The 25675-nt window shown below is 54.9% G+C and carries 19 protein-coding genes, 1 tRNA gene and 3 rRNA genes; 14 read left to right on the top strand and 9 right to left on the bottom strand.

Going from position 1 to position 25675, the window contains the following annotated elements:
* Nucleotides 1-30: 30 nt before the first annotated feature.
* From mnmG to asnC, 3 genes are all read right to left on the bottom strand, one after another.
* Nucleotides 31-1920 (bottom strand): tRNA uridine-5-carboxymethylaminomethyl(34) synthesis enzyme MnmG, encoded by a 1890-nt coding sequence (mnmG, locus tag ACMGGQ_RS20920; RefSeq protein WP_014072433.1) that lies wholly within the window; start codon nt 1918-1920, stop codon nt 31-33.
* Nucleotides 1921-2294: 374 nt separating this feature from the next.
* Nucleotides 2295-2744 carry an FMN-binding protein MioC gene (gene mioC / locus ACMGGQ_RS20915; RefSeq protein ID WP_008500197.1) on the bottom strand — a complete coding sequence of 150 codons (450 nt, stop codon included), beginning with the start codon at nt 2742-2744 and terminating at the stop codon, nt 2295-2297.
* A 90-nt stretch (nt 2745-2834) separates the two neighbouring features.
* Nucleotides 2835-3293, bottom strand: coding sequence for a transcriptional regulator AsnC (gene asnC / locus ACMGGQ_RS20910; protein WP_008500198.1), 459 nt, complete (start codon nt 3291-3293; stop codon nt 2835-2837).
* A 151-nt stretch (nt 3294-3444) separates the two neighbouring features.
* Between asnC and asnA the strand changes: the two genes are divergently transcribed.
* Complete coding sequence (gene asnA, locus ACMGGQ_RS20905) at nt 3445-4437, top strand: aspartate--ammonia ligase (protein WP_420290458.1); 993 nt, start codon at nt 3445-3447, stop codon at nt 4435-4437.
* On the opposite strand, the gene viaA is transcribed toward asnA, so the two are convergent.
* The gene (gene viaA, locus ACMGGQ_RS20900; RefSeq protein ID WP_032675674.1) at nt 4438-5889 is read right to left on the bottom strand and encodes an ATPase RavA stimulator ViaA; all 1452 of its coding nucleotides are present in this window, start codon (nt 5887-5889) and stop codon (nt 4438-4440) included.
* Nucleotides 5883-7379, bottom strand: coding sequence for an ATPase RavA (gene ravA / locus ACMGGQ_RS20895; RefSeq protein ID WP_032675673.1), 1497 nt, complete (start codon nt 7377-7379; stop codon nt 5883-5885). Before ravA ends, viaA begins: the two co-directional genes overlap by 7 nt.
* 222 nt (nt 7380-7601) lie before the next feature.
* On the opposite strand from ravA, the gene kup reads away from it, so the two are divergent.
* The 7 genes from kup to rbsR all read left to right on the top strand — a co-directional run bounded on the left by kup (nt 7602) and on the right by rbsR (nt 15539).
* On the top strand, nt 7602-9470 hold the full coding sequence (gene kup, locus ACMGGQ_RS20890) for a low affinity potassium transporter Kup (RefSeq protein ID WP_420290457.1): 1869 nt from the start codon (nt 7602-7604) through the stop codon (nt 9468-9470).
* 216 nt (nt 9471-9686) lie between these two features.
* Nucleotides 9687-10106 carry a D-ribose pyranase gene (rbsD, locus tag ACMGGQ_RS20885; RefSeq protein ID WP_008503495.1) on the top strand — a complete coding sequence of 140 codons (420 nt, stop codon included), beginning with the start codon at nt 9687-9689 and terminating at the stop codon, nt 10104-10106.
* 7 nt (nt 10107-10113) lie between these two features.
* Nucleotides 10114-11619: a ribose ABC transporter ATP-binding protein RbsA gene (rbsA, locus tag ACMGGQ_RS20880; RefSeq protein ID WP_111967614.1), complete on the top strand. Its 1506-nt coding sequence runs from the start codon at nt 10114-10116 to the stop codon at nt 11617-11619.
* A 4-nt stretch (nt 11620-11623) separates the two neighbouring features.
* Nucleotides 11624-12589 carry a ribose ABC transporter permease gene (gene rbsC, locus ACMGGQ_RS20875; protein WP_021242657.1) on the top strand — a complete coding sequence of 322 codons (966 nt, stop codon included), beginning with the start codon at nt 11624-11626 and terminating at the stop codon, nt 12587-12589.
* A 27-nt stretch (nt 12590-12616) separates the two neighbouring features.
* Entirely contained in the window at nt 12617-13507 is an 891-nt protein-coding gene (rbsB, locus tag ACMGGQ_RS20870) for a ribose ABC transporter substrate-binding protein RbsB (protein ID WP_008503498.1), read from the top strand.
* A 106-nt stretch (nt 13508-13613) separates the two neighbouring features.
* Nucleotides 13614-14543 carry a ribokinase gene (rbsK, locus tag ACMGGQ_RS20865; protein WP_048030351.1) on the top strand — a complete coding sequence of 310 codons (930 nt, stop codon included), beginning with the start codon at nt 13614-13616 and terminating at the stop codon, nt 14541-14543.
* A 3-nt stretch (nt 14544-14546) separates the two neighbouring features.
* Nucleotides 14547-15539, top strand: coding sequence for a ribose operon transcriptional repressor RbsR (gene rbsR / locus ACMGGQ_RS20860; protein ID WP_074180468.1), 993 nt, complete (start codon nt 14547-14549; stop codon nt 15537-15539).
* Here rbsR and mdtD read toward each other — a convergent pair.
* Both mdtD and ACMGGQ_RS20850 read right to left on the bottom strand, forming a co-directional pair.
* Nucleotides 15505-16938: a multidrug transporter subunit MdtD gene (mdtD, locus tag ACMGGQ_RS20855; RefSeq protein ID WP_045909349.1), complete on the bottom strand. Its 1434-nt coding sequence runs from the start codon at nt 16936-16938 to the stop codon at nt 15505-15507. The two genes, rbsR and mdtD, sit on opposite strands and share 35 nt — an antisense overlap.
* Complete coding sequence (locus tag ACMGGQ_RS20850; RefSeq protein ID WP_024907901.1) at nt 16935-17642, bottom strand: FadR/GntR family transcriptional regulator; 708 nt, start codon at nt 17640-17642, stop codon at nt 16935-16937. Before ACMGGQ_RS20850 ends, mdtD begins: the two co-directional genes overlap by 4 nt.
* Nucleotides 17643-18095: 453 nt before the next feature.
* On the opposite strand from ACMGGQ_RS20850, the gene ACMGGQ_RS20845 reads away from it, so the two are divergent.
* The 4 genes from ACMGGQ_RS20845 (at nt 18096) to rrf (ending at nt 23071) form a co-directional block, all read left to right on the top strand.
* A 16S ribosomal RNA gene (locus tag ACMGGQ_RS20845) occupies nt 18096-19637 on the top strand.
* Between the two features lie 85 nt (nt 19638-19722).
* Nucleotides 19723-19798, top strand: a tRNA-Glu gene (locus tag ACMGGQ_RS20840).
* Nucleotides 19799-19981: 183 nt separating this feature from the next.
* Nucleotides 19982-22885, top strand: a 23S ribosomal RNA gene (locus ACMGGQ_RS20835).
* 70 nt (nt 22886-22955) lie between these two features.
* A 5S ribosomal RNA gene (rrf, locus tag ACMGGQ_RS20830) occupies nt 22956-23071 on the top strand.
* The 16S, 23S and 5S rRNA genes sit together here with 1 tRNA gene alongside, the layout of an rRNA operon.
* Nucleotides 23072-23169: 98 nt before the next feature.
* On the opposite strand, the gene mobB is transcribed toward rrf, so the two are convergent.
* Nucleotides 23170-23673 (bottom strand): molybdopterin-guanine dinucleotide biosynthesis protein MobB, encoded by a 504-nt coding sequence (mobB, locus tag ACMGGQ_RS20825; protein WP_420290456.1) that lies wholly within the window; start codon nt 23671-23673, stop codon nt 23170-23172.
* Complete coding sequence (gene mobA, locus ACMGGQ_RS20820) at nt 23670-24254, bottom strand: molybdenum cofactor guanylyltransferase MobA (protein ID WP_167215517.1); 585 nt, start codon at nt 24252-24254, stop codon at nt 23670-23672. Before mobA ends, mobB begins: the two co-directional genes overlap by 4 nt.
* Nucleotides 24255-24322: 68 nt before the next feature.
* On the opposite strand from mobA, the gene ACMGGQ_RS20815 reads away from it, so the two are divergent.
* Nucleotides 24323-24592, top strand: a complete 270-nt coding sequence (locus ACMGGQ_RS20815) for a YihD family protein (RefSeq protein ID WP_008501866.1) — start codon at nt 24323-24325, stop codon at nt 24590-24592.
* 75 nt (nt 24593-24667) lie between these two features.
* The gene (locus ACMGGQ_RS20810) at nt 24668-25654 is read left to right on the top strand and encodes a serine/threonine protein kinase (RefSeq protein WP_045909080.1); all 987 of its coding nucleotides are present in this window, start codon (nt 24668-24670) and stop codon (nt 25652-25654) included.
* The last annotated feature ends 21 nt before the right edge of the window (nt 25655-25675 follow it).

Below are 25675 nucleotides of genomic sequence, written 5' to 3'. Positions count from 1 at the left end.
CGAAGCGCCACCCGCCAAAAGCAATGTCAATTACGCGCTACGGCGCAGCATGCCCTGCTTTTTCAGCCACACCAGCAGGATCGAAATCGCCGCTGGAGTCACGCCCGAGATGCGGGACGCCTGGCCGATCGATACCGGTTTGTGATCGTTCAGCTTAGCGATCACTTCGTTGGAAAGGCCCGTCACCTGGCGGTAGTCCAGCATTTCCGGCAGCAGCGTGTTTTCGTTACGCTGCTGTTTTTCGATCTCATCCTGCTGACGCGCGATGTAACCTTCGTACTTAACCTGGATCTCAACCTGCTCCGCCGCTTCAGCATCTTCCAGGCCCGGCGCGAACGCGGTCAGTTTGACCAGGTTCTCGTAGGTGACTTCAGGACGGCGCAGCAAATCTTCACCGCTGGCCTCGCGCGACAGCGGCGCGGTTAAGTGAGCGTTTACTTCAGCAGCGGTTTCCGCCTGCGGATTCACCCAAGTGGTTTTCAGACGCTGACGTTCCTGTTCAATGCGCTCCAGCTTCTCGTTGAAGCGCGCCCAGCGTTCGTCATCGACCAGACCGAGCTCGCGGCCCATTTCGGTCAGACGAAGGTCGGCGTTATCTTCACGCAGCATCAGGCGATATTCTGCGCGAGAGGTAAACATACGGTACGGTTCTTTGGTACCCAGCGTGCAGAGATCGTCAACCAGCACGCCCAGGTACGCCTGAGAACGGCCGGGTGCCCAGCCTTCTTTCTCGGCAGAGAAGCGCGCAGCGTTCAGGCCGGCAAGCAGGCCCTGTGCAGCCGCTTCTTCATAGCCGGTGGTGCCGTTAATCTGACCCGCGAAGAACAGACCGTGGATGAATTTGCTCTCCAGGGTCGGCTTCAGGTCACGCGGATCGAAGAAATCGTACTCAATAGCGTAGCCAGGGCGAACGATTTTTGCGTTCTCCATACCCTGCATTGAGCGAACAATTTGCATCTGCACGTCGAACGGCAGGCTGGTGGAGATGCCGTTCGGGTAAATTTCGTTTGAGGTCAGCCCTTCCGGCTCCAGGAAGATCTGGTGCTGGTTGCGATCGGCGAAGCGCATCACTTTGTCTTCGATCGACGGGCAGTAGCGCGGACCGATCCCTTCGATCACGCCGGCGTACATCGGGCTGCGATCGAGGTTATTGCGGATCACGTCGTGGGTTTTCTCGTTGGTATGCGTGATATAGCACGGCACCTGCTGCGGATGCTGTGCCGCATTGCCCATAAACGAGAAGACCGGCATTGGGTTATCACCATGCTGTTGCGCCAGCACGCTGAAATCAATGGTACGCGCATCAATACGCGGCGGCGTACCAGTTTTCAGGCGGCTAACGCGCAGCGGCAGTTCGCGCAGACGGCGAGACAAGGGAATAGACGGCGGATCGCCAGCACGACCACCGCTGTAGTTATCCAGGCCGATATGAATTTTACCGTCCAGGAATGTCCCCACGGTCAACACCACGGCTTTGGCGCGGAATTTGAGGCCCATCTGGGTCACCGCGCCTACGACGCGATCGTTCTCAACGATAAGATCTTCGACCGCCTGCTGGAAGATCATCAGGTTCGGCTGGTTCTCCAGCGCGGTACGTACAGCCTGACGGTAAAGTACGCGGTCTGCCTGTGCACGGGTCGCTCGAACAGCAGGCCCTTTGCTCGCGTTTAGTATCCTAAACTGGATGCCGGCATGATCGATCGCTTTCGCCATCAGGCCGCCAAGTGCATCCACTTCTTTTACCAGGTGTCCTTTCCCAATGCCGCCAATCGCCGGATTACAGGACATTTGTCCCAGCGTGTCGATATTGTGTGTCAAAAGCAGGGTCTGCTGACCCATTCGCGCTGCGGCCATTGCGGCCTCAGTGCCTGCGTGACCCCCGCCAATGATGATGACGTCAAAAGGATCCTGATAAAACATGGTGGTCTGCCTCGCGTAAAGCGGTATGAAAATGGATTGAAGCCCGGGCCGTGGATTCTACTCAACTTTAGTCTTTCGAGAAAGCATTGGGATCCTGGGCTATTAAAAAGAAGATCTTTTTATTTAGAGATCTGTTCTATTGTGATCTCTTATTAGGATCGCGAACCCATGTGGATAAGTCCGATCTCATAAAGAAGATCATGCAGTTAGAAAGGATCGTTTGCTGTGAATGATCGGTGATCCTGGACCGTATAAGCTGGGATCAGATCGCGACTTTATACACAGGCCAAAAACGACTCTACGGTTGTTCTTTGGATAACTACGGGTTAATACGAGCTTTTACCCTGAGTTATCCACATCTGTTCGCGCGATCTTTAATCGTTTTTGAGTAAATTTTTCCATTCCGCGAGCCAGATCTCGGCTGGATCCTCCGGAATGTCATGATCGAGGATGTTGATCTTGAGTGTTTCACCCAGCTGTTTTGCTCCGCAGGAGGTCACAGCGGCTTCGACTTTCTCTATTGCCCCGCAAAAAGTGTCATATTCACGACTGCCGATCCCTACTGCGCCAAAACGGACGTTTGACAGATCGGGCTGCTGTTCCAGCAGTTCGTCATATAAAGGTTGCAGGTTATCCGGCAGATCGCCCGCGCCGTGCGTGGAGGTGATCAGCAGCCAGACCCCGTCAGTCGGGAGATCTTCCAGCAACGGGCCGTGCAGGGTTTCCGTGGAAAAGCCCGCCTCTTCCAGCTTTTCAGCCAGATGTTCCGCTACGTATTCTGCACCACCCAGGGTGCTGCCGCTGATAAGGGTAATGTCCGCCATTGATCGCTCGCCCAGATAAAGAGACGGCCATTGTACGCTGTGAACGAGCTGGGATCTACCTGTGGAAAATGTGGGAATGGATTTGCCCGATCACGGGCGGATGGTACGCATGATCGGGTTTTGCAGGGAGATCAGGGTTTCGGTGGACTGAATTTCATCGATTGTTTGGATCTTGTTGATAAGTACCTGCTGGAGCGCGTCGATGGATCGGCACATGACTTTAATAAAGATGCTGTAGTGCCCGGTGGTGTAGTACGCCTCGGTGACTTCATCCAGCGCGTTCAGTTTCGCCAGGGCGGAAGGGTAGTCTTTGGCGCTTTTAAGAATGATGCCGATGAAGCAGCAGACGTCGTAACCCAGCTGCTTCGGGCTGACGTCAATGCGAGCACCGGTAATGATCCCTGCCTGCTTCATCTTCTCTACGCGAACGTGAATGGTTCCCGGGCTGACGCCAAACTGTTTCGCCAGTTCGGCGTAGGCGGTACGGGCATTGGCCATTAACGCCTCCAGAATGCCGCGGTCGAGATTGTCGATCTGATAATTTTCCATAGCTTTTTCTTATGAAGATTAATGAATCACTCTATTCTAGCGCCTTATTTTATCGAATCAAAAGTGAAGGTGGCTTTTTGTTGATGGGTTATTGAATAAGGTGCCATTTCTGTTGCTTAATCAATATCAACAGGACGCAGGAGTATAAATAATGAAAACCGCTTACATCGCAAAACAACGCCAGATCAGTTTCGTAAAATCCCATTTTTCCCGCCAGCTGGAAGAGAAGCTTGGGCTGATTGAAGTCCAGGCGCCGATCCTCAGCCGCGTGGGTGACGGGACGCAGGATAACCTCTCTGGATGCGAAAAAGCGGTACAGGTGAAAGTGAAAACACTGCCAGATGCTCAGTTCGAAGTGGTTCATTCACTGGCGAAATGGAAGCGTCAGACCCTGGGACAACACGACTTCAGCGCGGGCGAAGGGCTCTACACGCACATGAAAGCCCTTCGCCCCGATGAAGACCGCCTTTCTCCGATTCATTCCGTTTACGTTGACCAGTGGGACTGGGAGCGCGTGATGGGTGATGGCGAGCGTCACGTCGGCACGCTGAAATCCACCGTTGAGGCGATCTACGCTGGGATAAAAGCAACCGAAGCGGCCGTAAGCAAAGAGTTTGGTCTGGCACCGTTCCTGCCGGAATCGATCCACTTTGTGCACAGCCAGGAATTGCTGACCCGTTTCCCGGATCTGGATGCCAAAAGCCGCGAGCGCGCGATTGCTAAAGAGCTGGGTGCGGTGTTCCTGATTGGGATCGGCGGCAAGCTGTCTGACGGTAAGCGCCATGACGTTCGTGCGCCGGATTATGATGACTGGAGCACCACCGGTGAGGGTGAATTTGCCGGTCTGAACGGCGATATTCTGGTCTGGAACCCGGTACTGGAAGACGCATTCGAGCTTTCTTCAATGGGGATCCGCGTGGATGCTGACGCGCTGAAGCGCCAGCTGGCGGTGACCGGTGATGAAGATCGTCTCAAACTGGAGTGGCACCAGGCGCTGCTGCGTGGGGAGATGCCGCAGACGATTGGCGGCGGTATCGGCCAGTCCCGTCTGACCATGCTGCTGCTTCAGCTGCCCCATATTGGTCAGGTTCAGTGTGGCGTCTGGCCGCAGCAGGTTCGCGAAAGCGTCGGCTCTCTTCTGTAATTAACGCTGCCAGCGTCTGAGCAGGCGGCTACGCAACCCGGTATCAAAGCGCCAGATATGATCGAAGATGCGCATGATGCCGGGTTTTCCATGGGCGGACATCGCTACCGCATGAAAACGGTGCTGATGCACACGCTGTAATTCCTTCACTTTATTTATCACGTCATCCGGCAGCCGCTGGGCGATAAAATCGGAAATCACCACCGCGTCAGCGTCGTACCAGTCGCCGCCCTGCATCCGCTCAACGATGCTGCGAAAACAGCTGGCCAGATCGGTGCCGCCGCGAAAACGTTGGCTCAGGAAGCGGATTGCCTGCTCGATCCCCTGCTGGTTCGTCAGCTCATAGCCTACGACTTCGCTGGAGAACAGCATGATGAAGCAGCGACGGCGATCGGCGAGCGCCACGCGCATCAGCGCCAGACAGAATGCTTTTGCACACTGCTCGTTAAACCCACCCATCGATCCGGATGTATCCACGCAAACGATGAAGGGTCCGCGCGGCTGTTCATCAAAATCCTGATGAACGACCGGCCGCTGGCTGATTTTCTCGCGCCAGGCTTCGCCGTGCAGCCGGTAGGTGAGGAGCTGTTTTTCCACCAGCCGACGGTAAAACTCATACTCCAGCTCGGTCATCCCCAGCGTGCTCAGCTCCGTGGGCAGCAGACGCAGAATATCATCGCTCTGCTGGAGCCCGTCGACCTGCTCCGGAACGGTGGCCGGCTCACGCACCAGGGTGCGGAAGGTTTCCATCGGGGCGTCTTTCTTTGGAACTGACTTCGCCTCCCTTGAGCGACCCAGCTGTTCTGCAAGCTTCATCAACTCGGGCTGCTGCGTCAGAAAATCGCCGTATTTGACGATCAGCTGATAGTCCCCGCGCCGGAGCTGGCCGGCGCTCATATCCCAGAGACGCCCTGCCGCGTTCTCATTTTCCACCAGCACCTGCTCAAGCTGGCCGCTTAAGGTCATGCGTTCCTGAACTTCACTGAGCAGCTGTTCGCGCTCTTCATCCAGCAGCTGCTGGTTTAGGGTCGTGGCCTGCACCACCAGGCTGAGACGCCAGCGCTGTAAAAAGAGGGTGTGCAGTGCGGGAGTGAACGTGGCGTTGTCCGTGACCAGCCCCCGGGCCTGGCTGGCAAACGGGGAGTGGACCTTGTCGAGCAACGTCAGGGTTTGCGGAAGCTGGACGATAAACTGCGGCGTGGAGAGCCGCTGGCACTGCTGATAGCAGGCCACCTCTTCCGTTAACTCAGGCGGAACTTCGGTCTCCCTGAAACGCTGACGCAAATTTTCGCGCCAGCGTGGAAGATCGTCCGTCATCGCCTTTTTGAGCTTCGGAAATTTTTCAAAAAAGGCGGCCAGCTGCGGCGAAGCCAGAAGGGTTATGACCACTTCTTCGATCAACCCTTCCTCGCTGACGGCCAGCATGACGTTAAGCGTATCCAGAGTTAGCATTGACGCGCCTGTTTAATCTGCGCGCTGACGTCCTGCAGGCTGGCTTCAATGCGACCTAACCAGTCGCTATGAATAAAGAGGCATTTTTGCTGCTCGCTAAAGCGGGTGTGCTGCTGATGCCATTCGGTATCCAGCGCGTCCAGCTGCTGCTTAATCTCTTCGGGAACGCTGTCAGAGGCGGTTCCCGGAAGCGCGAGACGCGAGCCCTGCAGGCTGACGTCGCGGATCACCAGGTGCTGGCTGCTGTCGACTTCCATATTCAGCGGCTGCGCGAAACCGATGCCGTTGAGCTTTCCGCGGATCTCTCCGCCCTTATCCAGCCACTGCGCCAGCGCTTCGCGCTCAATCGTCACGTGCACCACCTGCATATCATGCAGCTTGAGCGGCTGCTGGAGCAGCAGGGTCAGCGTCGGGCTGGTGAGTTCGGCGGGTAATTCATAGTGCGGTTTGCGGGCGAACATCCCCCCCAGGCGATTCACTTTCAGCGCGGTTTTATCACTTTGCTGCTGCTGAAGCTGGATGCGCCGCTGGGCAATCGCCCCCAGCTGGTTGAGCATCGCCTGCTGTCCCCAGGCGTGTCCGGTCATCAAAACGTCAAGCTGCTGCTGCATCAGATTCATGCCTTCCGCGTCGTGCCAGAGGCAATCTTTCAGCAGGATCAGATCGATGGGGGCAACAGCATCGCGGCCGCTAAACAGGGCGCTGGCCTGCAGGAGGCGGATCGCTTTTTTCCAGCGGCGATCGGAGACATAGGGCGCAGAAGGAAGGTGATCAAGCTGCTGACGCAGCAGATAGATCAGCTCGAATACCGCGTCCGGCAATGTGATTTTGCCAATATCCTGCTGCCACTGGTAATACTCTTCATCCGTCACCTGCAGCGAAGCGGATACCGGGTTTTCACTTTCATCCTGCTGGCTGATCAGCATGGAGCGGAAGTTAGACTTGTCCTGTACTTTGTCCAGCCACAGGCGGATGAGCATACGGTCATACAGCGCTTCCAGGCTGCTGTCGGCTTCGGGTAGTTCGTTAGAGGCGGCCACCAGCAGGCGCATCGGGATTTTCTCTTCACTGGCGCCGTTACGGAACCGACGTTCGTTTATCGCCGTGAGCAGGGTGTTCAGAATGGCCGGTCCCGCTTTCCAGATCTCATCAAGAAAGACAATTTCTGCCTCAGGCAGATACCCCGCCGTCAAACGCTCGTAGCGCCCTTCATCTTTCAGCGCCTGAATGGAAAGGGGGCCAAACACCTCTTCCGGGGTGGAAAAGCGGGTCATTAGGTATTCAAACGCGCGGGCGTTCTGAAAAGCAAACTTGAGCCTGCGGGCAATCAGGCTTTTGGCGATGCCCGGCGGCCCTAGCAGAAACACGCTTTCACCGCTCAGCGCCGCCAGTAAACAGAGGCGAATGGCGTGGCTACGCTCGAAAAGGCCTTTCTCCAGCGCGCTGCTGAGGCGGGAAATTCTTTCTGCTAATAAATGTGAGTGAGCCATAATAGTTTTGCATCCTTTCGCCGTCGTGGCGGCCAATTGAAGCGAGTATAGACGTTTCAGTCAGGGCTGGTAATAGACTGAAGTGCGGCGCAATTTTCTTTGCGCTACATTAATGCGGTTGCATTTAGGGGTACGATTTTGCATTGAATCGTGCATACTGTGCGCTTTTTGTGGGCCAAGGGACCAGGAACACATTTGTTATTCAAACGAAAAGACTAGTCTATGAGCACTGATAATAAGCAATCATTACCCGCAATAACGCTTGCGGCGATCGGGGTTGTCTACGGTGATATTGGCACCAGCCCGCTTTATACGCTTCGTGAATGTCTGTCCGGCCAGTTTGGCTTTGGTGTTGAGCGCGATGCCGTATTTGGCTTCCTGTCCCTCATCTTCTGGCTGCTGATCCTGGTGGTTTCTGTTAAATATCTCTCCTTCGTTATGCGCGCTGATAACGCGGGCGAAGGCGGTATCCTGACCCTGATGTCCCTTGCAGGGCGCAACACCTCTGCCAGAATGACCTCCGTGCTGGTGATTATCGGCCTGATTGGCGGCAGCTTCTTCTATGGCGAGGTGGTTATCACGCCCGCGATTTCGGTCCTCTCGGCGATAGAGGGGCTGGAGATCATTGCGCCGCAGCTTGATACGTGGGTGGTCCCGCTGGCCATAATCGTGCTGACGCTGCTGTTTGTGATCCAGAAGCACGGTACCGGGCTGGTGGGTAAACTGTTTGCACCAATTATGCTGGCCTGGTTCCTGATCCTGGCCGCGCTTGGCTTGCGCAGCATTTTTGCTAACCCGGAAGTGCTGCATGCGCTGAACCCCTACTGGGCCGTGCATTTCTTCCTCGAATACAAAGTGGTTTCCTTCGTGGCGCTGGGGGCGGTCGTGCTCTCCATTACCGGCGTTGAAGCGCTGTATGCTGACATGGGTCACTTCGGGAAACTGCCTATCCGCGTGGCCTGGTTTATTGTGGTGCTGCCGTCGCTGGTGCTGAACTACTTTGGCCAGGGCGCGCTGTTGCTCAAAAATCCGGAAGCGATAAAGAACCCGTTCTTCCTGCTGGCGCCTGACTGGGCGCTGGTGCCGATGCTGATCCTGGCGACGCTGGCGACCATCATTGCCTCTCAGGCGGTGATATCCGGCGTGTTTTCTCTGACGCGCCAGGCCGTGCGTCTGGGGTATCTCTCGCCGATGCGCATCATCCATACTTCAGAGATGGAGTCGGGCCAGATCTACATCCCGTTCGTTAACTGGCTGCTCTATTTCGCGGTTGTGATTGTTATCGTCAGCTTCGAGCACTCCAGCAACCTGGCGGCGGCGTACGGTATTGCAGTAACCGGTACGATGGTGCTGACATCGCTTCTCTCCACTACGGTGGCGTACCGAAACTGGCACTGGAATAAATTCCTCGTGGCGATGATTCTGGTGGGCTTCCTGTGTATTGACGTGCCGCTGTTCTCCGCGAACCTCGACAAGATTGTCTCCGGCGGCTGGCTGCCGCTGACGCTGGGTCTGGTGATGTTCATCGTCATGACAACCTGGAAAAGCGAGCGTTTCCGCCTGCTGCGGCGCATGCATGAGCACGGGAATTCTCTGGAGGCGATGATCGCTTCTCTGGAGAAATCCCCGCCGGTCCGCGTGCCGGGCACTGCGGTGTACATGTCTCGCGCCCTGAACGTCATCCCGTTCGCGCTGATGCATAACCTCAAGCACAACAAAGTGCTGCACGAGCGCGTGATCCTGCTGACGCTGCGCACCGAAGATGCGCCTTACGTTCATAACGTGCGTCGCGTGCAAATCGAGCAGCTCTCTCCGACATTCTGGCGTGTGGTGGCGAGCTACGGCTGGCGTGAAACGCCAAACGTGGAAGAGGTGTTCCACCGCTGTGGTCTGGAAGGGCTGAGCTGCCGGATGATGGAGACGTCGTTCTTTATGTCTCACGAGTCGCTGATCATCGGCAAGCGCCCGTGGTATTTGCGCCTGCGCGGCAAGCTGTACCTGATCCTGCAGCGTAACGCCCTGCGCGCGCCTGACCAGTTTGAGATCCCGCCTAACCGCGTGATAGAGCTGGGTACGCAGGTCGAGATTTAAGTCCTTTCGAAAATGCCGGGTGGCGCTGCGCTTACCCGGCCTACCAAACCCGTAGGCCCGTGCAAGCGAAGCGCTGGCGGGCAATTTCTCCCATCAATATTTCACTTAGCGAAACGTTTCGACGTCGATCACAAATCTGTTACGTCATGGTGGTTTTCTGAACATTTCTGAGGCTACACTTCTTTTAGCGAAACGTTTCGCTAGTGGAGCAAGAAAATGAAGAAAGGCACTGTACTCAACTCAGAAATCTCATCGGTTATTTCCCGTCTTGGGCATACCGATACGCTGGTGGTTTGCGATGCAGGCTTACCGGTTCCGCGCAGCACAACCCGTATCGATATGGCGTTAACGCAGGGCGTACCTTCGTTTATGCAGGTACTGGACGTGGTGACCGCGGAGATGCAGGTTGAGGCGGCCATTCTCGCGGCGGAAATCAAACAACATAATCCGCAACTCCACGAAACGTTGCTCAGCCATCTTGAGCAGCTGCAACAACACCAGGGAAACACCATCGAAATTCGTTACACAACGCACGAACAATTCAAACAACAAACCGCAGACAGTCAGGCGGTGATTCGCAGCGGGGAGTGTTCCCCGTATGCGAATATCATTCTCTGTGCTGGCGTCACCTTCTGAGGCCATCATGGACGCATTACTGCAACTCAAAGGGATCGATAAGTCGTTCCCGGGCGTAAAAGCCCTCTCCGGCGCGGCGCTGAATGTCTACCCCGGGCGCGTAATGGCGCTGGTGGGTGAAAACGGCGCCGGCAAATCCACCATGATGAAAGTGCTGACCGGTATCTATCAACGCGATGCCGGTTCGCTCCTCTGGCTGGGTAAAGAGACCACCTTTAACGGCCCGAAATCCTCTCAGGAAGCGGGCATCGGCATTATTCACCAGGAGTTGAACCTGATCCCACAGCTCACCATTGCGGAGAACATCTTCCTCGGCCGTGAGTTCGTGAACCGCTTCGGCAAGATCGACTGGAAAACCATGTATTCCGAAGCCGACAAGCTGCTGGCGAAGCTGAACCTGCGCTTTAAGAGCGATCGGTTGGTCGGCGATCTCTCCATCGGCGATCAGCAGATGGTGGAAATCGCGAAGGTGCTGAGCTTTGAGTCGAAGGTCATCATTATGGATGAACCGACCGACGCCCTGACCGATACCGAAACCGAATCCCTGTTCCGCGTTATCCGCGAGCTGAAATCGCAGGGGCGCGGGATTGTCTATATCTCTCACCGTATGAAAGAGATCTTTGAAATCTGCGATGACGTCACCGTCTTCCGCGACGGGCAGTTTATTGCTGAGCGCGAAGTGGCCACGCTGACCGAAGATACGCTCATCGAAATGATGGTAGGACGTAAGCTGGAAGATCAGTACCCGCATCTGGATAAAGCGCCGGGTGAGATCCGCCTGAAGGTGGACAACCTCTGCGGTCCGGGTGTGAACGACGTCACCTTTACCCTGCGCCAGGGCGAGATCCTGGGCGTGGCGGGCCTGATGGGCGCGGGACGTACCGAGCTGATGAAAGTGTTGTACGGCGCACTGCCGCGCACCAGCGGTTATGTCACCCTCGACGGCCATGAAGTGGTCACCCGCTCCCCGCAGGATGGTCTGGCGAACGGCATCGTCTATATCTCCGAAGACCGCAAACGCGACGGCTTAGTGCTGGGCATGTCGGTAAAAGAGAACATGTCCTTGACTGCGCTGCGCTATTTCAGCCACAGCGGCGGCAGCCTGAAGCATAAAGACGAGCAGCAGGCGGTCAGCGATTTCATCCGTCTCTTTAACGTTAAAACCCCGTCGATGGAGCAGGCGATTGGCTTGTTGTCCGGCGGGAATCAGCAGAAAGTGGCGATTGCGCGCGGGCTGATGACGCGCCCGAAAGTGTTGATCCTCGACGAGCCAACCCGCGGCGTGGACGTGGGGGCGAAAAAAGAGATCTATCAGCTGATTAACCAGTTCAAGGCCGACGGTCTGAGCATCATTCTGGTCTCTTCCGAGATGCCAGAAGTATTAGGCATGAGCGATCGTATTATCGTCATGCATGAAGGGCATCTCGGCGGTGAATTCACTCGCGAGCAGGCCACCCAGGAAGTTCTGATGGCTGCCGCTGTGGGCAAGCTTAATCGCGTGAATCAGGAGTAAGAAGATGACTACCCAGGCTGTTTCTGGTCGCCGCTATTTCACAAAGGCGTGGCTGATGGAGCAAAAATCGCTGATTGCCCTGCTGGTGCTGATCGCGATTGTGTCGACCATGAGCCCGAATTTCTTCACCGTAAATAACCTGTTCAACATTCTGCAGCAGACGTCGGTGAACGCCATTATGGCGGTCGGCATGACGCTGGTGATTTTGACCTCAGGGATCGATCTGTCCGTCGGTTCCCTGCTGGCCCTCACCGGCGCGATCGCCGCTTCGCTTGTCGGGATTGAAGTTAACGCGCTGGTGGCCGTGGCCGCGGCCCTGGCGGCAGGCGCGGCGATTGGCGCCGTCACCGGCGTGATTGTGGCAAAAGGCCGCGTTCAGGCGTTCATCGCAACCCTGGTGATGATGCTGCTGCTGCGCGGGGTGACCATGGTTTATACCAACGGCAGCCCGGTCAATACTGGCTTCACCGATAACGCCGATCTGTTTGGCTGGTTCGGTATCGGTCGCCCACTGGGCGTCCCGACCCCGGTCTGGATCATGGCTATCGTCTTCCTGGCGGCGTGGTACATGCTGCACCATACCCGTCTGGGTCGTTACATCTATGCGCTGGGCGGTAACGAAGCGGCAACGCGCCTGTCCGGGATTAGCGTTAATAAAGTCAAAGTCATCGTGTATTCCCTGTGCGGTCTGCTGGCGTCACTGGCGGGCATCATCGAAGTGGCGCGCCTCTCTTCCGCGCAGCCGACGGCGGGTACGGGGTATGAGCTGGATGCCATTGCAGCAGTGGTTCTGGGCGGTACGAGTCTGGCGGGCGGTAAAGGTCGCATTGTTGGGACATTGATCGGCGCACTGATTCTCGGTTTCCTGAATAATGGTTTGAATTTGTTAGGTGTTTCCTCCTATTACCAGATGATCGTTAAGGCAGTGGTGATTTTGCTGGCGGTACTGGTAGACAACAAAAAACAGTAACTGACGACACTACAGGACATCTTAGATATGAACATGAAAAAACTGGCTACCCTGGTTTCCGCTGTCGCGCTGAGCGCAACCGTAAGTGCTAACGCCATGGCGAAAGATACCATCGCGCTGGTTGTCTCTACGCTTAACAACCCGTTCTTCGTCTCCCTGAAGGACGGTGCGCAGAAAGAAGCGGATAAACTGGGCTACAACCTGGTGGTACTGGATTCACAGAACAACCCGGCGAAAGAGCTGGCTAACGTTCAGGACTTAACCGTTCGTGGCACCAAAATTCTGCTGATCAACCCAACCGATTCTGATGCCGTAGGCAACGCCGTGAAGATGGCAAACCAGGCGAAAATTCCGGTGATCACCCTGGACCGTCAGGCAACCAAAGGCGACGTGGTGAGCCATATCGCGTCTGACAACGTGCTGGGCGGCAAAATCGCGGGTGACTACATTGCGAAGAAAGCCGGCGAAGGCGCGAAAGTTATCGAGCTGCAGGGGATTGCCGGTACGTCTGCTGCCCGCGAGCGTGGCGAAGGCTTCCAGCAGGCGGTTGCAGCGCATAAATTCAACGTACTGGCCAGCCAGCCTGCGGACTTCGACCGTACTAAAGGTCTGAACGTCATGCAGAACCTGCTGACCGCACATCCTGACGTACAGGCGGTCTTCGCGCAGAACGATGAAATGGCGCTGGGCGCGCTGCGTGCCCTGCAGACTGCAGGTAAATCTGATGTGATGGTTGTCGGATTTGACGGCACGCCGGATGGTGAAAAAGCAGTAAACGATGGCAAACTGGCTGCGACCATCGCTCAGCTGCCTGAGCAGATTGGCGCCACTGGCGTTGAAACTGCCGACAAAGTGCTGAAGGGCGAAAAAGTTCAGGCTAAATACCCTGTTGACCTGAAGCTGGTTATCAAGCAGTAAAAGGCGAATCAGGTCGTCACTGGCGGCCTGAGGGACACCAATAAAGAAAAGTGTGGCATACGCCACCGGGTAACACCGGTGGCGCTCTCAGATGGACAACCCAACCATGAAAACCGCAGGCAACCTCGTCGTCCTTGGCAGTATCAATGCCGATCACATTCTTAACCTTGAATCGTTCCCTGCACCGGGCGAAACCGTCACGGGTAGCCAGTATCAGGTCGCTTTTGGCGGTAAAGGGGCAAACCAGGCCGTTGCCGCTGGCCGCAGCGGAGCGAATATTGCGTTTATCGCCTGCACGGGCGATGACGATACCGGTGAGCGCGTACGCAAGCAGCTGGCAAGCGACAACATTGATATCGCACCGGTCAGCGTTGTTGCAGGAGAGTCTACCGGCGTGGCGCTGATTTTCGTCAACGCAGAAGGTGAGAATGTCATCGGTATTCATGCTGGCGCTAACGCAGCGCTGACGACGGAGCGCGTAGAAGCGCAACGTGCAATCATCGCCGGAGCGGAAGCCCTGCTCATGCAGCTGGAGTCACCGGTTGAAAGCGTGCTGGCCGCGGCGAACATTGCGCATGAAAATCATACCACTGTCGTACTTAATCCGGCCCCTGCCCGTGTATTATCTGACGAGCTGCTGGCGCTGGTGGACATCATCACGCCGAACGAAACCGAAGCCGAAAAGCTGACGGGCATTCGCGTTGAAAACGATGACGATGCCGCGCGAGCCGCGCGTGCGCTGCACGACAAAGGCATCGGAACGGTGATCATCACCCTGGGCAGCCGTGGGGTATGGGCAAGCGTAAACGGTGAAGGCCGTCGCGTGCCGGGCTTTAAGGTGAAGGCGATTGATACCATTGCAGCGGGAGATACCTTCAATGGTGCACTGGTGACCGCGCTGCTGGAAGGCAAGAGTATGGATGATGCGATCCGCTTCGCGCATGCGGCTGCCGCGATTGCGGTGACGCGCAAGGGCGCTCAGCCTTCCGTTCCGTGGCGTAAAGAGATCGATGAATTCTTAAGTCAGCAGGGGTAACGCTTGGCCACAATGAAAGATGTCGCTCGCCTGGCGGGCGTTTCTACCTCGACGGTGTCTCACGTCATTAATAACGATCGCTTCGTCAGCGAGGCGATTCGGGAAAAAGTCGAAGCGGCAGTAAAAGATCTCAACTATGCGCCGTCTGCGCTGGCGCGCAGCCTTAAGCTCAACCAGACGCGTACGATCGGTATGCTGATCACTGCCAGTACCAATCCCTTTTATTCTGAGCTGGTTCGCGGCGTGGAGCGCAGCTGCTTCGAGCGTGGCTACAGCCTGGTGCTGTGCAATACCGAAGGGGACGAGCAGCGCATGAACCGTAACCTGGAAACGCTGATGCAAAAACGCGTCGACGGGCTACTGCTGCTGTGTACCGAAACGCACCAGCCCTCGAAAGAGATTATCCAGCGCTACCCCTCCATTCCCACGGTGATGATGGACTGGGCGCCGTTCGACGGCACCAGCGATCTTATTCAGGATAACTCTCTGCTGGGGGGCGATATGGCCACCCAGTATCTAATCGATAAAGGCTATACCCGCATCGCCTGTATTACCGGTCCGCTGGACAAAACCCCGGCGCGTTTGCGACTGGAAGGGTATCTCGCCGCGATGGCGCGGGCGGGCCTTTCGGTGCCGGAAGGGTACCGTATTACCGGTGATTTTGAGTTTCACGGTGGTTTTGAAGCGATGCAGACGCTGCTGGCGCAGCCGCAGCGTCCGCAGGCGGTGTTTATCGGCAACGACGCCATGGCGTTTGGCGCCTATCAGGCGTTATATCAGGCCGGTTTGCGTGTTCCCGACGATATGGCGGTAATCGGCTACGATGATATTGAGCTGGCCAGCTATATGACGCCGCCGCTCACCACCATCCATCAGCCAAAAGATGAGCTGGGCGAGCTGGCCATCGATGTGTTGATCCACCGAATGGCTCAGCCCACGCTGCAGCAGCAACGCCTGCAGCTTACTCCTGTTCTGATGGAACGGGGTTCGGTTTAGCTTTCGCCTTATGGCGTTCTTTTATCAGGTTACGGCCATCTTTCGGTTTTAACAGCATAAAGACCAGCGCTGAAACGACGGTGAGTGCGCCCATGGTGATAAAGGTATAGTGGAACTGCTCGACGGTGTTCGCGCTGTCGAAACCTTCATAAAACCGCAGTACCGCCGCGCTCACGGCCACCCCTAAACTGATCGACAACTGCTGGGTGACTGCCAGCACGCTGTTGCCGCTACTGGCGTTCTCGTCGGTCAGATCCGCAAGAGTGATGGTGTTCATTGATGTGAACTGCGTCGACATCGCCATGCCCAGCACAAACAGCGGCAGTATCAGCATCCAGACGGGAAGCGAGGCGGACTGCAGCGAGAACTGCGCAATCATCAGGCCAATAAAGACCGTCACGCCAACCAGCGTCTTGCGATAGCCAAACCAGCGTAGCACCTGCGTCACGGTCGATTTTGCCAGAATCGAGCCCATCGCCGTAGGGGCCATCATGCAGCCGGCAATCAGGGCCGGATAGCCGAAACCGACCTGCAGCATCAGTGGCATCAGGAACGGTACGCAGCCGGTTCCCAGACGCGAGGCAATGTTTCCCGCGATCCCGACGGAAAAGGTTCGGGTGTTGAAGAGCCCAAGAGAGATTAACGGCGTCGGGTGACGGCGCGCGTGACGTATATAAAGAAGGAACAGCAGAATCCCGGCGAGGATAACGGAGAGCGCCATCCATGTCGCGACGATCTTCTCGCCAAACAGCTCCATCCCGCTGGAGAAAAGCACCAGGCTCAGGCCAAACAGGAAAAATCCCCCCATGTCGAAGCTGCGTCTTGGCGTGGTGAAGTTCGGCATATATTTGCGGGCATACAGCAGCCCCGCAACGCCAATCGGAATATTAATCAGGAAGATCCAGTGCCAGCTTGCCCAGGTGACAAACACGCCACCGAGTACCGGGCCAAGTATCGGGCCGACCAGTCCCGGCATGGTGACGAAGTTAAGCACGGGAAGCAGTTCGCTTCGAGGGTAGGCTCGTAATAAGGCAAGGCGCGCCACGGGCATCATCATCGCGCCGCCAATGCCCTGTAATACGCGGAAGATAACCAGTTCCGTTAAGGACGAGGAGAGCGCACAGGCCAGCGAACCGAGCGTAAAGAGTGTTACGGCCAGCATGAAAACTCTGCGGGTACCGAAGCGGTCGGCCAGCCAGCCGCTAACCGGAATTAACATTGCGACCGTCAGGGTGTAGCTGATGATGGCGGACTGCATCGCCAGCGGGGAGCGGTTAAGGCTTTGCGCAATAGCGGGAAGCGCGGTGTTGAGGATGGTGGCATCCAGTGCCTGCATAAAAAACGCCATGGCTGCAATCCACGGCAATCCGGCCATGCTGCGCGCTTTTTTCTTTGTCATTTATTTACCTGCTGGTGGGTTGGCGCAGCCAGTAATGCTTGGCACGCACTCAGGGCTCGCTGCCCGTCGCTTTCCTGAATGGCATCTACTATCGCCTGATGCAATTCCAGTTTTACCACGTCGTTTTGTGTAATAGAGGTAAAGTAGGTGTGATACACCGAATGGAATAATGAGGCAAACGAGGTGAGGAACGGATTGGCGCTCATCATATAGATATGTTCATGCCAGGCCATATCGACTTCAACCCAGCGTTCGCGGTTGAAGTGTTTTTTCAGAAACACCATCTCTTCCATCAATGCGTTAAGCTGCGCTTTTTGCTCTGCCGTGCCAAGCGTGGCGGCAAGCAGACATGCCTGAGGTTCAAGACTGCTGCGCATCACCAGAAAGTGATCGACAACCTGATGAAAGTTATCTTCCGTCATCCACCAGGAGAGCAGCTCCTGATCGAGAAAATTCCAGTTACTCTGTGGCATCACGCGCGTGCCAATACGCGGGCGTGGAAGCACCATACCTTTAGCCGTCAGGGTTTTCACCGCCTCGCGAACCGCGGTACGGCTCACCCCAAACTGCTCACCCAGCTCCATTTCACCCGGCAGGATGCTACCCGGGGCATATTTACCCGCTAAAATTCGCTGCGCCAGCTTTTCTGCCAGCACATACGACAGGTTTTTTTGGGCGGCCAGCTGTTGTGCGCTTAATGGCATCGCTTTTATTCCTTAAAGATTCATGCTGATAATTATGCCACCTCGAATGTGATTGTGGTTGCAGATACATCAAATAGAACAATTTGTAGCTTGATTTCACCGCTGCTGGTGAAAAAAAACACGGATAGAAACTTTTTTTAAATTTCCTCTTGTCACGCCGGAATAACTCCCTATAATGCGCCTCCACTGACACGGAACAACGGCACACACGCCGCCGGGTCAGCAGAGATAAGCGAAAATAAACGCTTGACTCTGAAGCGGGAAAGCGTAATATGCACACCCCGCGCCGCAGCGAAAACGAAGCGGCACTGCTCTTTAACAATTTATCAGACAATCTGTGTGGGCACTCAAAGTGACATGGATTCTTAACGTCCTCGGACGAAAAATGAATACCAAGTCTCTGAGTGAACATACGTAATTCATTACGAAGTTTAATTCACGAGCATCAAACTTAAATTGAAGAGTTTGATCATGGCTCAGATTGAACGCTGGCGGCAGGCCTAACACATGCAAGTCGAGCGGCAGCGGAAAGTAGCTTGCTACTTTGCCGGCGAGCGGCGGACGGGTGAGTAATGTCTGGGAAACTGCCTGATGGAGGGGGATAACTACTGGAAACGGTAGCTAATACCGCATAATGTCGCAAGACCAAAGAGGGGGACCTTCGGGCCTCTTGCCATCAGATGTGCCCAGATGGGATTAGCTAGTAGGTGGGGTAACGGCTCACCTAGGCGACGATCCCTAGCTGGTCTGAGAGGATGACCAGCCACACTGGAACTGAGACACGGTCCAGACTCCTACGGGAGGCAGCAGTGGGGAATATTGCACAATGGGCGCAAGCCTGATGCAGCCATGCCGCGTGTATGAAGAAGGCCTTCGGGTTGTAAAGTACTTTCAGCGGGGAGGAAGGCGGTGAGGTTAATAACCTCATCGATTGACGTTACCCGCAGAAGAAGCACCGGCTAACTCCGTGCCAGCAGCCGCGGTAATACGGAGGGTGCAAGCGTTAATCGGAATTACTGGGCGTAAAGCGCACGCAGGCGGTCTGTCAAGTCGGATGTGAAATCCCCGGGCTCAACCTGGGAACTGCATTCGAAACTGGCAGGCTAGAGTCTTGTAGAGGGGGGTAGAATTCCAGGTGTAGCGGTGAAATGCGTAGAGATCTGGAGGAATACCGGTGGCGAAGGCGGCCCCCTGGACAAAGACTGACGCTCAGGTGCGAAAGCGTGGGGAGCAAACAGGATTAGATACCCTGGTAGTCCACGCCGTAAACGATGTCGACTTGGAGGTTGTGCCCTTGAGGCGTGGCTTCCGGAGCTAACGCGTTAAGTCGACCGCCTGGGGAGTACGGCCGCAAGGTTAAAACTCAAATGAATTGACGGGGGCCCGCACAAGCGGTGGAGCATGTGGTTTAATTCGATGCAACGCGAAGAACCTTACCTACTCTTGACATCCAGAGAACTTTCCAGAGATGGATTGGTGCCTTCGGGAACTCTGAGACAGGTGCTGCATGGCTGTCGTCAGCTCGTGTTGTGAAATGTTGGGTTAAGTCCCGCAACGAGCGCAACCCTTATCCTTTGTTGCCAGCGGTTAGGCCGGGAACTCAAAGGAGACTGCCAGTGATAAACTGGAGGAAGGTGGGGATGACGTCAAGTCATCATGGCCCTTACGAGTAGGGCTACACACGTGCTACAATGGCGCATACAAAGAGAAGCGACCTCGCGAGAGCAAGCGGACCTCATAAAGTGCGTCGTAGTCCGGATTGGAGTCTGCAACTCGACTCCATGAAGTCGGAATCGCTAGTAATCGTAGATCAGAATGCTACGGTGAATACGTTCCCGGGCCTTGTACACACCGCCCGTCACACCATGGGAGTGGGTTGCAAAAGAAGTAGGTAGCTTAACCTTCGGGAGGGCGCTTACCACTTTGTGATTCATGACTGGGGTGAAGTCGTAACAAGGTAACCGTAGGGGAACCTGCGGTTGGATCACCTCCTTACCTTAAAGAACCTGCCTTTGCAGTGCTCACACAGATTGTCTGATGAAAAGTAAATAGCAAGGCGTCTTGCGATTGAGACTTCAGTGTCCCCTTCGTCTAGAGGCCCAGGACACCGCCCTTTCACGGCGGTAACAGGGGTTCGAATCCCCTAGGGGACGCCACTTGCTGGTTCGTGAGTGAAAGTCACCTGCCGTCATATCTCAAAACTGACTTGCGAGTCATGTTTGAGATATTTGCTCTTTAAAAATCTGGATCAAGCTGAAAATTGAAACGACACATCTTTAAGGTGTGTTCGAGTCTCTCAAATTTTCGCAATCAGAAGATGAAACATCTTCGGGTTGTGAGGTTAAGCGACTAAGCGTACACGGTGGATGCCCTGGCAGTCAGAGGCGATGAAGGACGTGCTAATCTGCGAAAAGCGCCGGCGAGGTGATATGAACCTTTGACCCGGCGATGTCCGAATGGGGAAACCCAGTGCAATTCGTTGCACTATCGTTAACTGAATACATAGGTTAACGAGGCGAACCGGGGGAACTGAAACATCTAAGTACCCCGAGGAAAAGAAATCAACCGAGATTCCCCCAGTAGCGGCGAGCGAACGGGGAGCAGCCCAGAGTCTGAATCAGCTTGTGTGTTAGTGGAAGCGTCTGGAAAGTCGCACGGTACAGGGTGACAGTCCCGTACACGAAAGCACACAGGTTGTGAACTCGAAGAGTAGGGCGGGACACGTGGTATCCTGTCTGAATATGGGGGGACCATCCTCCAAGGCTAAATACTCCTGACTGACCGATAGTGAACCAGTACCGTGAGGGAAAGGCGAAAAGAACCCCGGCGAGGGGAGTGAAAAAGAACCTGAAACCGTGTACGTACAAGCAGTGGGAGCACCTTCGTGGTGTGACTGCGTACCTTTTGTATAATGGGTCAGCGACTTATATTCTGTAGCAAGGTTAACCGTATAGGGGAGCCGAAGGGAAACCGAGTCTTAACTGGGCGTTAAGTTGCAGGGTATAGACCCGAAACCCGGTGATCTAGCCATGGGCAGGTTGAAGGTTGGGTAACACTAACTGGAGGACCGAACCGACTAATGTTGAAAAATTAGCGGATGACTTGTGGCTGGGGGTGAAAGGCCAATCAAACCGGGAGATAGCTGGTTCTCCCCGAAAGCTATTTAGGTAGCGCCTCGTGAACTCATCTTCGGGGGTAGAGCACTGTTTCGGCTAGGGGGCCATCCCGGCTTACCAACCCGATGCAAACTACGAATACCGAAGAATGTTATCACGGGAGACACACGGCGGGTGCTAACGTCCGTCGTGAAGAGGGAAACAACCCAGACCGCCAGCTAAGGTCCCAAAGTCATGGTTAAGTGGGAAACGATGTGGGAAGGCACAGACAGCCAGGATGTTGGCTTAGAAGCAGCCATCATTTAAAGAAAGCGTAATAGCTCACTGGTCGAGTCGGCCTGCGCGGAAGATGTAACGGGGCTAAACCATGCACCGAAGCTGCGGCAGCGACACTATGTGTTGTTGGGTAGGGGAGCGTTCTGTAAGCCGTTGAAGGTGTGCTGTGAGGCATGCTGGAGGTATCAGAAGTGCGAATGCTGACATAAGTAACGATAAAGCGGGTGAAAAGCCCGCTCGCCGGAAGACCAAGGGTTCCTGTCCAACGTTAATCGGGGCAGGGTGAGTCGACCCCTAAGGCGAGGCCGAAAGGCGTAGTCGATGGGAAACAGGTTAATATTCCTGTACTTGGTGTTACTGCGAAGGGGGGACGGAGAAGGCTATGTTAGCCGGGCGACGGTTGTCCCGGTTTAAGCATGTAGGCGGAGGTTCCAGGTAAATCCGGTACCTTTTAACGCTGAGGTGTGATGACGAGGCACTACGGTGCTGAAGTAACAAATGCCCTGCTTCCAGGAAAAGCCTCTAAGCATCAGGTAACATTAAATCGTACCCCAAACCGACACAGGTGGTCAGGTAGAGAATACCAAGGCGCTTGAGAGAACTCGGGTGAAGGAACTAGGCAAAATGGTGCCGTAACTTCGGGAGAAGGCACGCTGATATGTAGGTGAAGCCCCTGCGGGTGGAGCTGAAATCAGTCGAAGATACCAGCTGGCTGCAACTGTTTATTAAAAACACAGCACTGTGCAAACACGAAAGTGGACGTATACGGTGTGACGCCTGCCCGGTGCCGGAAGGTTAATTGATGGGGTTAGCGGCAACGCGAAGCTCTTGATCGAAGCCCCGGTAAACGGCGGCCGTAACTATAACGGTCCTAAGGTAGCGAAATTCCTTGTCGGGTAAGTTCCGACCTGCACGAATGGCGTAATGATGGCCAGGCTGTCTCCACCCGAGACTCAGTGAAATTGAACTCGCTGTGAAGATGCAGTGTACCCGCGGCAAGACGGAAAGACCCCGTGAACCTTTACTATAGCTTGACACTGAACACTGGTCCTTGATGTGTAGGATAGGTGGGAGGCTTTGAAGTGTGGACGCCAGTCTGCATGGAGCCGTCCTTGAAATACCACCCTTTAATGGCTGGTGTTCTAACGTAGACCCGTAATCCGGGTTGCGGACAGTGTCTGGTGGGTAGTTTGACTGGGGCGGTCTCCTCCCAAAGAGTAACGGAGGAGCACGAAGGTTAGCTAATCCTGGTCGGACATCAGGAGGTTAGTGCAATGGCATAAGCTAGCTTGACTGCGAGAGTGACGGCTCGAGCAGGTGCGAAAGCAGGTCATAGTGATCCGGTGGTTCTGAATGGAAGGGCCATCGCTCAACGGATAAAAGGTACTCCGGGGATAACAGGCTGATACCGCCCAAGAGTTCATATCGACGGCGGTGTTTGGCACCTCGATGTCGGCTCATCACATCCTGGGGCTGAAGTAGGTCCCAAGGGTATGGCTGTTCGCCATTTAAAGTGGTACGCGAGCTGGGTTTAGAACGTCGTGAGACAGTTCGGTCCCTATCTGCCGTGGGCGCTGGAGAATTGAGGGGGGCTGCTCCTAGTACGAGAGGACCGGAGTGGACGCATCACTGGTGTTCGGGTTGTCATGCCAATGGCACTGCCCGGTAGCTAAATGCGGAAAAGATAAGTGCTGAAAGCATCTAAGCACGAAACTTGCCCCGAGATGAGTTCTCCCTGAGACTTTAAGTCTCCTGAAGGAACGTTAAAGACGATGACGTTGATAGGTCGGGTGTGTAAGCGCAGCGATGCGTTGAGCTAACCGATACTAATGAACCGTGAGGCTTAACCTTACAACGCCGAAGATGTTTTGGCGAAGAGACAGACACGATTTTCACCCTGATACAGATTAAACAGAATTTGCCTGGCGGCTTTAGCGCGGTGGTCCCACCTGACCCCATGCCGAACTCAGAAGTGAAACGCCGTAGCGCCGATGGTAGTGTGGGGTCTCCCCATGTGAGAGTAGGGAACTGCCAGGCATCAAACAAGTGAAGAGGCCATCCGAAAGGATGGCCTTTTTGCGTTTATACGCCAAAAAAACGGCAGGCCGGGTAAGGCAAAGCCACCACCCGGCACGTCAGACCGCACTCCACGTCACAATAAAGCCCGCAATCCCATCCACATCATTTAAGTCCAGCACCGGAACCTCAATTGGCAATACCACATCACTGGCCACCGCAATCACATGCTCATCCAGCGTTAACTCGCTGAAATCATGTCCGGCATCGCTTCTGAACAGCAGGATCTTAGGTACTGCCTCATGCTTAAATCCCTCAATCAGCACCAGATCCAGGGTGGAATGATCCATCCGACTGACCAGATAAGCGAGATCCAGCGGGGCCTCATCCGGCGTTTCTGTCATTAACGCCCAGCGCTGAGGACTTGCTACCATCGTTTGTGCTGCTCCGGCCTTACGCAGCTCATAGCTGTCTTTTCCTGGCGTATCGATATCCATGTTGTGATGACTATGCTTAATCAATCCAGGACGAAGGCCTCTGGCACACAGCGCGGGTATCAGCTTTTTCAGCAGCGTGGTTTTCCCGGTCCCACTCCATGCGGAAATGGCTAAAAGAGGTATCATTTTTTCTCCTGCATCATCTGCAAATCTTCATGCGTATTCACGTTCACAAACGCTGATTTCACATCGCTAAAATCAACGGAATGGCCGCCAGACTCACGCATGAAGACCATCACCCTGCGCTCTCCCGCAGCCAGATAGCTCTGCAGAGCAGGCACTAGCGATCGATGCATCAACGCGATAGCAGGATGGTCACGCTCGCCGTCATGTACCCAAACCACAGGTGCTGTACCACGAAGCAGGAACAGACGCTCGACGAGATCGGAGGGAATAAAAGGGTTATCGCAGGGGCAGAAAATAAACCACTCTCCATGCGACTGTTGCATGACCGAAAGCATACCGGCAAGCGGGCCCGGGTAATTCTCAAGGCTATCCTGATAAACGGCGTACCCGCTTTGCCGGTAAATGTCGATATGCCTGTTCGCGCTGATGGCCATTGTCGTCACCTGGCCGGCGAGCGTATCGGCGACATGCTGCCACAAGGGTTTTCCATTAAGAAGCTGAAGCCCCTTATCTTTACCGCCCATTCGCGTTGCTCTGCCGCCTGCCAGAACGACCCCGATGATTTCCTGGCTAACATTCACGAATATCGCCTCTTTTATTGTGGGATTGACCCTGCTAACGTGTCACTCTAAATGAAAGGAGCACCACCATGAAATGTAAACGTCTGAACGAAGTTATTGAACTCCTCCAGCCCGCCTGGCAAAAAGAGCCAGAACTCAATCTGATGCAATTTTTACAGAAACTGGCGAAAGAGTCAGGTTTTGACGGCGATCTGGCAGACCTTTCTGACGACATCCTGATCTACCACCTTAAAATGCGCGACTCCGCCAAAGATGCTGTTATTCCTGGTATTCAGAAAGATTATGAGGAAGATTTTAAGACCGCATTGCTGCGCGCCCGAGGCGTAATTAAAGAGTAAAAGCTTGTAAGCGGCGGCACCGAAATCGCCACAAGATGATATCCTGAATCATTCGTATAATTTCCGGATGATCGGATGAACGACCAGGCTTTTACTTTCCAGACATTACACCCGGACACCATTATGGATGCCCTGTTTGAACAGGGTATTCGGGTGGATTCCGGGCTAACACCGTTAAACAGCTACGAAAACCGCGTCTATCAATTTCAGGACGAGGATCGTCAGCGCTACGTCGTAAAATTCTATCGTCCTGAACGCTGGTCCGCTGAACAAATTCAGGAAGAGCATCAGTTTGCTCACGATCTGCTGGATGACGATGTCCCCGTTGCCGCGCCCCTGAAATTCAATAACCAAACGCTCCTCACGCACGAAGGGTATTACTACGCAGTATTCCCAAGCCTGGGTGGTCGTCAGTTTGAAGCGGATAATATCGATCAGATGGAGTGGGTTGCCCGCTATCTTGGGCGTATACACCAGACGGGACGCAAAAAAGCCTTTATTGCCCGCCCGACGATGGGGATTCAGGAATACCTTCTTGAACCGCGCGAACTATTCGAAACGTCTGCAATGATCCCCGCTGCGCTAAAGGATGATTTCCTCAACGCCACCGATAAGCTTATTGCTGCAGTGAAAACCTGCTGGCGCGATGATATTTCCGTCCTGCGCCTGCATGGCGATTGTCACGCCGGGAATATTCTCTGGCGTGATGGCCCGCTGTTTGTCGATCTCGATGATGCGCGTATGGGGCCAGCGGTTCAGGACCTGTGGATGCTGCTCAATGGCGACAAAGCCGAGCAACGCATGCAGCTTGAAACCATTATTGAAGCTTATGAAGAATTTAGCCCGTTTAATTCAGACGAAATTGCCCTGATTGAGCCTTTACGTGCGATGCGTTTTGTTTATTATCTCGCATGGTTAATCAGGCGTTGGGACGATCCGGCATTTCCTCGCAATTTCCCGTGGCTTACCGGAGAGGATTACTGGCGTAGCCAGATATCTACATTTACTGAGCAGGTTAAGGTTCTTCAGGAGCCCCCTCTGCAATTAACGCCGATGTATTAATTGGACACACCCAGGAGAGAG

The organism is Enterobacter sp. BNK-13 (assembly GCF_048685015.1).
Classification (GTDB): domain Bacteria; phylum Pseudomonadota; class Gammaproteobacteria; order Enterobacterales; family Enterobacteriaceae; genus Enterobacter; species Enterobacter quasiroggenkampii.
Note: the sequence above shows the minus strand (reverse complement) of the source record. Positions and strands in the feature narration are given on the sequence as shown.